Raw genomic sequence first — 11,360 nt, 5'->3', positions numbered from 1 at the left:
AAATTACATTAGATGTAATTTAACTTAAATTACAGATATAATATAATTTAATTCATTAAATTATATTATCTGTAATGCTACAGTATGCAATACTTATTTTATGGGGAAAATAATGTTTCATACTAGCGGTAATTATTTTCGTTGCTCACAAGAAATTGATCTTGTAAATCAAAATGACGAAGATATTGAAGATGATGGTGAATCTGTAACAATTATAGTCACGGAACAAAAAACAAGTTTACAATCAAGAAATTTATATTCTCTTAATAGGCCTTTATTTATTGGACGTGTATTAACTCCTCTGGTAATGATTAGTATATTAGAAAGTGTCAGTGGATCTGAAGCAAATAAAAATGATTATCTATTTGCTTCATGTTTTCTAAAATCATCGTTATGTAACTTTATTAGAATTAACAATAAAGGTGGGGATCATGTTAATGAGGTTATTAAATATGCTTTTGATAAATCAGTGGATTACTTAGGAAAATCTGCTGTTAGCTTTGATACTCTTCTAAACTTTTCTTCTGATATTAATCACGAAGGTGATTATAATAATGATACTTTTACGCAATTGTGGGTTATGGGTATTCATATCAGAGATAAATACCTTACCATGCGTAAAAGACAATTAGGTTTTAACATGTGTCAATTAGAGAAAGGATTTTGTGATTTAGCTATTAGGAAACTCTGTAGAAATAATCGGTATTTTAACACTGATATTTCTGAAAAGTGTTGTAGTACCATTGGTTCATACCTGATTAGCAATGAATCAAAATTAAATGCCTCAAATAGTGTTACCAAAGTAGGATTTGCACCTAATACTGAATATTTTTCTGTGACTATTGCTATATCATTTTTTCTTTTATCTCTTACCCTTGCTTTATTTGCTTTTCTTAGATATAAATCACGTAATCGTAGCAAATGAATACTGATATCTAATCTGCCACAAAAATTGAGTAAGTAATATCTGTGTAACTTTGGATAACATTATTGTATATGGAAAAAATATATACACGCAGGTGATTTCGATTCATATCATTGATTGCTTGTATCATGAGATAAAATCTATGGTTTGGTATATAAGTTATATGCTTGCTGTTCCATTTTAGGGTTTACAATGGAAAAATTGTTTTTGCTCTTTATCTAGTTGTTAAATTTTATTTAGAATTACAAGTCATTACTTAATTGGATAATGTAACTTCCGATGCTAGAGTGAGTACAGTACATACCTGTAGGAAAAGCAAATGTGTTATGTAAATGTTAGATGCCTGAAAAATAAAGATGTAAATAAAATTTCAGAAGCTAGTGCTTTCACAACACTTGTTATCGCGAAACAGGAAGAAAATTTACTGTCAGCGAGTTCTAATTTACTTAGTCGGTTTTCATATGCCTGCAGGATGTCACCTTTGATTGTGCTTAGTATGTTAGGTAGTGCAAATGGATTAGAGTTTGACGGTGGCTCTAGATGCTTATTTGATCGTTATTCATGCCGTCTAGCATCTGGTATGTGTAAACTTATTGCCATTGATAAAATGGCAGGAAAAGATAGAGATTATTTTAATTTTACTAGAGATGTCTTTATTTACTCATCTAGATCAGCGGAAAAATACAATAAGAGACTAATTGAAGAAGGCAATGTAGAAAAAATAGAAAAATACACCATAAAAAACTCTTTTAATTTCAGTTTTCCGTTAATTCTTCCTTCTGTTAATTCTAGTGAGAATTATGACATAAATAGTCTTGTTAATAAATTAATCTTAATACATAAAGGCATTTTATTGGAAATAAAAAAATATTACGGTGAATCATATGAAAAAAATTACCATCTGAGTGATTTCATGTTTTGTAGGCCTAATAACCGCCGTACTTTTGTTGATCCTGATCCTCAGGTTTTTAGTCGTTTTTGCAGTAATATTGAATCATATCTAGTTTATCCTGAGTTATCATTAATGATCGAGACATTAAATAATACAAGTACAAAAAATCCTACTTTAGATACAACAGAAGTAGTTCCAACGGATAAAGATGATGTTACATTTTTCATTGCATTCGTTACGTTTATATTTTTTACAGTATCTATACTTTCACTTCTTGGACGTAGGTGTTATAGACGATATTCAAATTTTATGTAATTTTGCTTATATATACTGATACTGATAGTTGCTTAAATTAATAAACTTATTTTACTTGTGTTTGTGGAAGTTTCAATAATTATTTTTCATGTATGAGTGTAAGGTTAGTATATTGTTATGAAAGCTTTAATTAATATCAGGTAACGTAATACTTAACAGCATAAAAATTAATTCTTATATTGTAAATAATGACATGGATAATATAATCCTTATCATCAGTATCTTATAAATTTCCGATACTGCTAATTGATAATACCCACATAAATTATATACGTATAAAGCATAATCTGTAAAATTATTACTGCTACTAATAAAATTTACTCTTCTATTCTTATAGTATTTTCATTAATAAATACTTTTATCACCCAAATATCAAAAAAATAATAAATACATGTATTGTTATCGTCCTTATTTAAATACACACAGGAGATAATAATCTGTAAGGAACTACGTCTATATTAAAATATATAAGTTAACATAATTATTACAAATAATATATGAAGCTAATTATGCTAGCTAATTACATAATTATTACTGTCTCTTCTACAGATTAATGATATATCTATTTTTCTTTCTTGGCGCTATATTTAAAATATGAATAATTGATTGCAATAATTACCTTCAAAAAACTAACAAAAGATTATTGAGTTGAAAAATATAATAAACATAGCAATGATAACTAAATTTTTATAGAAAAAATGTATTTTATTAAGAATAAATGTACTATTTTTATTTAAATTTGTAAAACGTAAAGCTGGTAATGCTTCATTGGATAATGAAACTTTAGGTGATACGTTAACCTAAGTATATTTTTGTAGGAAAAAAAATGTCTTGTGTCAATTTAAGCAGTTTGGATACTCAATATATTAGGAGCTCTGAGTCTCATAATATAAATGAAATTTCAGAGGATGGCGTCTTCACAACAGTTATTATCATGGAACAGGAAGGAGATTTACGATCAACAGGTTATAGTAGGTTTTCATATGACGGCTGTGGGCTATCTCCTTTAATTGTGCTCAGTATGTTAGGCAATGCAACTGGACTCGAACCTGACTGCGCCACTACATTCTTATTTAAACGTCATTCATGTTCTATAGTATCTAGTATGTGTAAACTTATTGCCCTCGATAAAATAACAAGAACTAATAGAGATTATTTTAATTTTACTAGAAGTGCTTTTAGTTACCCATTAAAGAACGATTTTAATTTCAGTTTTCCGTTAATTATTCCTTCCAATATTTCTAGTTATCATAGTGGAGGAGCAGATATTATAAATAAATTAATCCATATTGACACATGGATTAACTTGGAAATAAGTAAACATTATGGTAGATCATATGACAAAAAATATAATTACGTTCTAGCTAATGCTAAGTTTTGTAAAGGTGCAATTTATCCCAGTACTTTTGCTTTTAGTCATTTCTGCAGTAATATTGGATCATATGTAGTTCATCCTTATTTATCATCAATGACCAAAGCATTGAATACTACAAGTATAGAAACGACGACTTTAGCTACAATAGAAATAATTACAGATGATAAAGACAAAGACAACGTTACATTTTTCACTGTATTATCTACCATAATATTTTTTACAGTATCTGTATTTTCATTTTTAGGATACAAACGTTATAAAGCAAATAAATCTCAACAATCCAAAATATTAGTTTAGTAATCATCTACTACTATCTTAATGCAGAAACCGAAAGAAGGGCAGAGTGATGTCGTGCAAGTGCAAAAATAAATTTTATTTTCTTTAAAATACTGCTCTAACTAAGAGTATAAATATTAGTTTTATTAAGTAGAAAGATTAATTTTATTATTATAAAAAATGAGGTGACAGATGCCGGCATCCACAAACTGTGGTTAGCTGAGAAGTAGAAAAAGATTGTTAATACTAGTAAAATTTTTCATTCTATTACTATGTTATATTACTATTTGGGTTGATTGTAAAAATATAATACGCGAAGCTGATAATAATTCATTGAGAACTCTAACTTCCGATGCTATGGTAATAGGAGTGTATTTTTGTGAGAAAAATAAATGTGTTGTATCAATGTTAGAGATCACAAACTTGAAGATAGTATCGAGTTTGTGCATCAGGATGTAGATGAAATTTCAGAAGATAGTGAATCCACAACGCTTGTTATCAATGAACGAGGAGAAAATTTACGATCAGCAAGTTCTAGTTCAATTGGTAGATTTTTATATAATGCTTACAGTCTATCCCCTTTAATTGTGCTTAGTATGCTAGGTAGAGCAAGTGGAATCAAATTTAACAAAGGAGTCACATTCATTTTCAAAAGGGATTCATGTTCTCTAGCAGCTGATATATGCAAAATTATTGCCATTGACAAAATGGCAGGAAATAGTAGAGATTATTTTAATCTTACTAAAAGTGCATTTATTTACTCGTCTAAACAGATGAAAGAATACAACGAAAGATTAATTAGAGAAGCCAGCGAAGAAAATATTAAAAAATACACCGTAAAAGAAGCTTTTAATTTCAGTTTTCCGTTAATTATTCCTTCTAATATTTCTAGTGATGATCGTGAAGGAAGGAGTATTATTTCTCAATTATTCTACCTTGACGAATGGATTGTATTGGAAACCAAAAGAAATTATGGTGAATCATATGAAAAAATTTACCATCTTAATAATTACTGTTTTTGTAAATCTTATAATCCAAATATTTCTATTTATCCCTATGCTTTTGTTTTTAATCGTTTTTGCAGTAATATTGGATCATACGTATTTCATCCTGGGTTATCGTCAATAACCGGAACATTAAATGCTACAAGTATAGTAGCTACAACAGAAGTAGTTCCAACAGAAGTAGTTCCAACGGATAAAGATGATGTTACATTTTTCATTGCATTAGTTACGTTTATATTTTTTACAGTATCTATACTTTCATTTCTTGGACGTAGGTGTTGTAGACGATATTAAAATTTTATGTAATTTTGCTTATATATACTGATAGTCGCTTAAATTAATAAAATTATTTTACTTGTGTTTGTGGAAATTTCAATAATTATTTTTCATGTATGGGTGTAAGGTTAGTATATTGTTATGCAGGCTTTAATTAATATCAAATACCGTAATACTCAACGGCAGAAAAATTAATTCTTATATTGTAAATAATGACATTACTAATACAATCGGTATTCTCAGTGCCGTATAAATTCCTTATTATTACTAATAAATAATATATTCATAATAACAAAAAAGATAATAAAGACTTGTATTTTTAGCGTTCTAAATCCACACTGGAGGATTACAATCTATAAGAAACCACGTCTCCATTAAAACATATACGTTAATAATAATATATAGAGATAATTATACCAGCTAATTACATAATTATTATTGTCCATTCTGCAGATGAATGATATATTTTGATCATATTTTTTTCTTGGGGCTATATTTAAAATATGAATAATTGATTGCAAAAAACATCTTTAAAAAACTATATAATTAACAAAAAATAAAAAAATAAATCTATCATAGGTAAGTAAATTTTTACGGAAAAATATATTTTATTAAAAATAAATGTGCTGATTTTATTGAATTGATTTAAATTTATAAAAAAGTAATGAGCAGAGCTTATAATAATTCATTGGTCAATGTACCTTCAAATGATACAGTAGGCATATTATGTTTTTCCGGAAAAAGAGATGAGGCATATCAGCATAGACCATTTTAGCGCTCAATATAGTATTGAATTTGAGTCTCAAGCTGTAGATGAAATCTCAGAAGATAATGAATGTACAATAGTTGTTAAGACGGAAAGGGAAGAAAATTTACGATCAGCAAATTATAATTTACTTAGTAGATTTTTATATAATGGTTTCAGGATATCACCTTTAATTGTTCTTAGTATGTTAGGTAGTGCAACTGGATTAGAAGATGACTACTACGGTATTGCTTCATATTCATGCTTTGTAGTAGCTGATATGTGTAAAATTATTGCCATTGATAAAATGGCAGGAAAAAATAGAGACTATTTTAATTTTACTAGAAATTCATTTATTTACTCATCTGAAACAACAGAAGAATATAACAGAAAATTGATTGAAGGAGGCAATAAAGCAGTTATTGATAAATACACTAGAAAAGATGCTTTTAATTTAACTTTCCCGTTAGTCCTTCCTTCAAAGCTTCCGATTGATGATTCCGAAAAAGAAGATCTTTTTAATCAATTATTTTATATTGATAAATGGATTGTATTGGAAACCCGAAAATATTATGGTGAATTATGTGAAAAAATTTACCACCTTAGTAAGATCAGGTTTTGTAGGTTTGGCAATCCCGATGCTTCTGTTTTTAATCGTTTTTGTAGTGATATTGGATCATACGTAGCTCATCCTGGTTTATCATCAGTAACTGCGAAGTTAAATAATACAATTATGGTAGATCCGACTTTAGCTACAACAGAAGTAGTTCCAACTGATAAAGATGATGTTACATTTTTCATTGCATTAGTTACCTTTATATTTTTTACAGTATCTATATTTTTATTTATGGGATACAAAATTTGCAAGGCAAGTAAGTCGCGCCAAACTATATCTCAAGTTGATAACGTTAATGCTAAGGAAGAACGAAAAAATATCGTATAGGAACATGTTGTCTGTCACACCTATGGCAAGACTGTTTTTTATTATGAATATATTTGTGTTAGTTTAGAATGAAAGGAGCAATAATATGGTACATAATTATTCATTTAATTAATTTCATATGTAAAGTTCACAAAATTAATTTTCGTGGCAATAGCAATATCACCGTAGCAATAGCAATATCACAATTAATCTGTACATACTATGAGTAATAAGTTAATCTTAAGAATGTATTAAATGTAGACGCAATGATGAATTACTTGTTCAGTAATAGTGTATAAATTATGACAACTAATTTTAGTTATATTGTTCACTCAAATACATTAAGTACATTAAATAACAAAAGTAAGAAATCACCAAAACCTATAATAAATCAAAATTATTTCGCAAATCTTAGTGGTTACTACAGTTATGATTTGTTATATTACAAATAATAATCTCAATAACAATTGAATCACTAAAATAGATATTTATATCTATAACAAATAAGTATATTTCTAATTATTAGATTATGTGATTTATTAACAAGAATTACAATAAATTACTATTTATTGTAAACGGACATCGTATTATTCAAGACCTGATGCTACACTCAACCAAATTAGCAGCATCACGTCGCTATTTATATGTCAACCCTGATTATGTAAATAACAATGTGATTACACATCAGTTATAAAATTATTTAAATAAATGTGTGGCTTTTTACGAAATGGAAATGAATAATATGTGGCAGCAAATCATCTGTGTTTTAGGTGAAAACAAAGTACTATTTATATGCACATACTATTTATAATAAACTTAATTAACGATGATATTTTTTATTTACATTACAAAATATATACTGCATAAAATTAATAATAATTCGTTAGGCAGCATAATTTACAATAATACAATTATCTAGGCTTATTTTTTACAGGAAAAATAATGTTTTATAATGATGGCAAGTACTTGGATTATTCAGCCAAATGTAAATTTGAGTCTCAGAACAACAACGAAGTTGAAACAGAAAGTGGCTGCACAACAGTTGTGCTTATGGAACATAAAACAAATTCTAGATTATCCGGTAGTTTTTCTTTTATTAATAGATCTTTGGCTAATAGCTGCATGGCACAGTATCACTAGCTATTATTAGTACCTTGGAGAATATTAATGGAGAAAAATGTGTATCAGGCAACATAGTACTTAAGGAAGATATATGCGCCATATCGGCTATACTGTGCGAAATTAAAAGAACAGGAATGTACAGTGATTATGATCATTATAATGTTATTAAAAATGCCTTTAATTATTCATTAAAAATGCTCAAAGCGAGAGGCAAAGAACCTCATAAACGTTTTAACTTGAGTCATCCCTTAGTTCTTCCGGCCAGAGCTTACTGGGGAATTGAATAATTTAAGATCGTTGATCAATTGCACTACTTGTGCAAGAACCTTGAAATTCAGCTCAAGAATCACATTAATTTTTATGGACAAAATTACTCTTGCAATTCAAACAGTGTTGAATTTTGCAAATACTCTACCCCAAACATTGTTACCTTTAATAAATGTTGCAGTAATATTGAATCATACGTAATTTATCCCGTGCTATCACTTATGATTACTACACCTAATACTATACTTTCAACAATTACAAAATCACCGAAGCTAACTACAGCAGAGACAACATCAAGCAATGAAACCAATATTACCATTGTTGTTGTGATAGTTACATTTATATTTTTTGCTATTGCTATATTTTCTTTCTTAGGATACAAAACTTGTAAAGTTAATAAATCACATCAACCTATATCACGAGCTGGTAATGTTAACCCTGAGGAAGAACAAGAAAATCTCGTATAAACATGTGGTCTGCTGTACCTATAACAGACGTAATAGTAGTTATCATAATTAAACGTACTACAGTAACAAATTAACCCTGCGGCCGCACTAAATGTAGAAGCGACGATGAATTTTTTGTTCAGCAATGCTATATAAAATATGTCAACTAGTTTTCGCTTATTTATGTACATTAATTACATTAAATAACAAAAGCAGAAAACCACCACAATCGATAATGAATCAAAATTATTTTGTAAATTTAGCAGCATCGACCAACATAACAACTCTTAGTAGTGACTACAGTTATGATTGGATATAATTACAGATGATAATTCCAATAACAATATAATCGCTAAATTTAAACACAAATAACACCAATCAATAAAGATATTACAACATTTGCTGAAATATTGGATGAATTCCTACCTTTTAATATGAATTAATTTTTCTAATTCATCAAGACCTATTGAACACTGTGTAATAAAATTCTTACTCACTTAGTAGATACTACTCTAATAGCAAGCAAACAAAAAATAAACTCGTTAATTAAAGCAATGAGAAAATTAGTGCTTCAATTTACAACTATACGAATATAAATCTTAATTCAAACAAACATCGTATCATTCATACTCTGATAATATAATTAAATAGCATATAACATTGGGCTATAATTACCTTAGTCACATAAATAGCAATGGCTTTGCATTGTAATAGTGGCGCGTTATACATAACAAACCTGATGCATTTTAGATTTTAATAAGGCACTTCGTATATAAATTTATTATTATAAAACAATTGATTTACAAAATAAATTGGATACACACCAACTATAATTAATGTTTACGACACCATAAATTATAAAATTAGAAGGCGTTAGCGGAAGAAGAGGCTAACATAAATATGATTACAATAATAGTATTTCCAGAGCTAAATTTATTACAGGATAAAATGTATGTATTCCCGTTGAAAAAAGCATCAAAGATGTTGGTTACTAATTTATCGAAAATGCTTTTGAATATTCAGTCTAAGAAACACTTACCTACAAATCTAGCAATTACAGCAGCGTAGGAAACATTTCCTCACAGTTATGCATTTATTGGGAAATATTTACATAACACATACCGTTATTATATGCTTATAGATGATGATAACCAGTTATAAATTTGATTATGATTAACGAGAATATTGATGTTAATATTTATGATGTAATCGGATCTGCTCTTGTATAACCACTTAAAGTACTAGGATGACAATATACAGGATGACAATATACTTTTGGTTTCAGTAACCATTGACTTTTTCTTCTTTCTCTTTCCAATAGTATTGCTGATGGAATCAAATGTGGTCTACTTGTATATAATTTAATCTTTACCGTTAATAATTAGAATGGGTGATTGTGATGATTGTAGGCCTTAGAATAGTCAAGGCCATATGTTAAGTATACGTTCCCCGTACCATATATATTTGCTATCAGTTGAATTTGATTATGATATTTTGTTATTGTACTAAAATGTAACCTTTGACTGTAATATACGCTCCGTGTTAGCAATACTTACAATTGCTGGTGGCGAAGTATTTCGTTGCGGCGCCTTTCAAATTCACGTGGTATCCCTATGCGCGTTTCATGGCATAAATATAGATGTACTCCCAAGGTAGATAAAATGCTTACGCCAACAACAGCAAGAAGTATAATAAGTTCCCGTTTTCCGCATTCTGGGCAGAGTGAGTAGGCTATTATTATCATTAATAAACCTACCAGGGTGCATAAAAGGGTGATGCGGTGGTGCTTAAGTTGTTGTAGCATTTTTTGGTTCCTATTTTTTATATTGGCGGCTAATGCTGCGGCTAATGCTATCTCTGCATATGTTGCTCGTGTGTTGCCTCTGTTTGCGGAAGTTAATAATAACTCAGATGAAGATGGTGGCCTTATTTCTATTTCACCCAACTCTGCGCAACTAATGTCTACACATTCATTACCTCGTTCACCTTGTGATGGTGATAACAAAGATAGTACAGGTTCATCTGTTTTTTTCTCTTCGGTAGTATGTACAGTTATTTGTTCTAGCTCAATATCAATATGGCAATTTTCTTTAAATGAACGTGTGCAATTTTTGTAGGAAGTTTTTACTGAGGCGTTTAATGGCATTGGCATAGAGCCAGTTTCTATTTCTCCTTCACCCGTGCTGTCATCCGAGTTTGATTCTGATATTTTGTTAGCTCGGAAGTCATAATCTGATATCATAATTTGTGCTCCTGATACGTTTCCAATTCGATACATGTAGAGAAAGAAAAAATCAATCCCATTTCCCAAGCATGGGGAAATTAAAACTACTGCAAAACTACTGCAAAAAAAGCACATGTTATTATGGTTATGTTATATCCGCTCTCATTCCTTTAGTTCAAACTCCTACCAGCAACTTACTTTATTCCTGTAGTTTTGCAGGGGGGATGTTTATTTCTAGTGCCATTGTTTGTGATGATAGTGAGGCGGTACTATATCATGAGTTGTACTTTATTAAGTCTCATTAACTTTTTCTCCTAATGGCAGTTAAACCTGATAACGATGTTTTGTACTCTTGGCCTAATGGTGTTATGGGTGCTCGCGTCCGATGTTGCAATATCGATGAACGAATCACATATATCACACATCCATAATTTATCTGATAATTAAGAGTGTAGCAATGAAGAGTGTAGCAATGATTTTAATTATTATTTTTCACAAAATGAAGGGCGAATTAGATGGAGGATTGTGATAATTTAATACAAGTAATTTCATACCGATAGCTGTGTAATAA

9 protein-coding genes are annotated in these 11,360 nt (G+C 29.3%); 8 read left to right on the top strand and 1 reads right to left on the bottom strand.

Features of this window, described 5'->3' with window-relative positions; all coding sequences use genetic code 11:
• The first annotated feature begins 112 nt into the window (after nucleotides 1-112).
• From Arg41_RS07335 to Arg41_RS08050, 8 genes are all read left to right on the top strand, one after another.
• The gene (locus tag Arg41_RS07335; RefSeq protein ID WP_092490691.1) at nucleotides 113-925 is read left to right on the top strand and encodes a hypothetical protein; all 813 of its coding nucleotides are present in this window, start codon (nucleotides 113-115) and stop codon (nucleotides 923-925) included.
• A 319-nt stretch (nucleotides 926-1,244) separates the two neighbouring features.
• Nucleotides 1,245-2,132 carry a hypothetical protein gene (locus Arg41_RS07330; protein ID WP_092490690.1) on the top strand — a complete coding sequence of 296 codons (888 nt, stop codon included), beginning with the start codon at nucleotides 1,245-1,247 and terminating at the stop codon, nucleotides 2,130-2,132.
• Between the two features lie 826 nt (nucleotides 2,133-2,958).
• Nucleotides 2,959-3,804 (top strand): hypothetical protein, encoded by an 846-nt coding sequence (locus tag Arg41_RS07325; RefSeq protein WP_092490689.1) that lies wholly within the window; start codon nucleotides 2,959-2,961, stop codon nucleotides 3,802-3,804.
• A 371-nt stretch (nucleotides 3,805-4,175) separates the two neighbouring features.
• Nucleotides 4,176-5,081 (top strand): hypothetical protein, encoded by a 906-nt coding sequence (locus Arg41_RS07320; RefSeq protein WP_092490688.1) that lies wholly within the window; start codon nucleotides 4,176-4,178, stop codon nucleotides 5,079-5,081.
• A 728-nt stretch (nucleotides 5,082-5,809) separates the two neighbouring features.
• A complete protein-coding gene (locus Arg41_RS07315; protein WP_092490687.1) occupies nucleotides 5,810-6,751 on the top strand; it encodes a hypothetical protein in 942 nt (313 codons plus the stop codon).
• A 921-nt stretch (nucleotides 6,752-7,672) separates the two neighbouring features.
• A complete protein-coding gene (locus Arg41_RS07310; protein WP_092490686.1) occupies nucleotides 7,673-7,870 on the top strand; it encodes a hypothetical protein in 198 nt (65 codons plus the stop codon).
• A 14-nt stretch (nucleotides 7,871-7,884) separates the two neighbouring features.
• Nucleotides 7,885-8,139: a hypothetical protein gene (locus Arg41_RS07305; protein WP_092343666.1), complete on the top strand. Its 255-nt coding sequence runs from the start codon at nucleotides 7,885-7,887 to the stop codon at nucleotides 8,137-8,139.
• Nucleotides 8,140-8,340: 201 nt separating this feature from the next.
• The gene (locus Arg41_RS08050; RefSeq protein ID WP_141663223.1) at nucleotides 8,341-8,586 is read left to right on the top strand and encodes a hypothetical protein; all 246 of its coding nucleotides are present in this window, start codon (nucleotides 8,341-8,343) and stop codon (nucleotides 8,584-8,586) included.
• A 1,531-nt stretch (nucleotides 8,587-10,117) separates the two neighbouring features.
• On the opposite strand, the gene Arg41_RS07295 is transcribed toward Arg41_RS08050, so the two are convergent.
• Complete coding sequence (locus Arg41_RS07295; protein ID WP_157722330.1) at nucleotides 10,118-10,807, bottom strand: hypothetical protein; 690 nt, start codon at nucleotides 10,805-10,807, stop codon at nucleotides 10,118-10,120.
• Between the last annotated feature and the right edge of the window lie 553 nt (nucleotides 10,808-11,360).

The organism is Candidatus Ichthyocystis hellenicum (genome assembly GCF_001460935.1).
Taxonomy (GTDB): domain Bacteria; phylum Pseudomonadota; class Gammaproteobacteria; order Burkholderiales; family 2013Ark19i; genus Ichthyocystis; species Ichthyocystis hellenicum.
Note: the sequence above shows the minus strand (reverse complement) of the source record. Positions and strands in the feature narration are given on the sequence as shown.

What these genes read in the sequence shown, in the direction of transcription:
- Arg41_RS07325 (WP_092490689.1), top strand. Translation starts at nt 2,959, where the DNA reads ATGTCTTGTGTCAATTTAAGCAGTTTGGATACTCAATATATTAGGAGC.
- Arg41_RS07320 (WP_092490688.1), top strand. Translation starts at nt 4,176, where the DNA reads ATGTGTTGTATCAATGTTAGAGATCACAAACTTGAAGATAGTATCGAG.
- Arg41_RS07310 (WP_092490686.1), top strand. Translation starts at nt 7,673, where the DNA reads ATGTTTTATAATGATGGCAAGTACTTGGATTATTCAGCCAAATGTAAA.
- Arg41_RS07330 (WP_092490690.1), top strand. Translation starts at nt 1,245, where the DNA reads ATGTGTTATGTAAATGTTAGATGCCTGAAAAATAAAGATGTAAATAAA.
- Arg41_RS07335 (WP_092490691.1), top strand. Translation starts at nt 113, where the DNA reads ATGTTTCATACTAGCGGTAATTATTTTCGTTGCTCACAAGAAATTGAT.
- Arg41_RS07295 (WP_157722330.1), bottom strand. Translation starts at nt 10,807, where the DNA reads ATGATATCAGATTATGACTTCCGAGCTAACAAAATATCAGAATCAAAC.
- Arg41_RS08050 (WP_141663223.1), top strand. Translation starts at nt 8,341, where the DNA reads ATGATTACTACACCTAATACTATACTTTCAACAATTACAAAATCACCG.
- Arg41_RS07315 (WP_092490687.1), top strand. Translation starts at nt 5,810, where the DNA reads ATGAGGCATATCAGCATAGACCATTTTAGCGCTCAATATAGTATTGAA.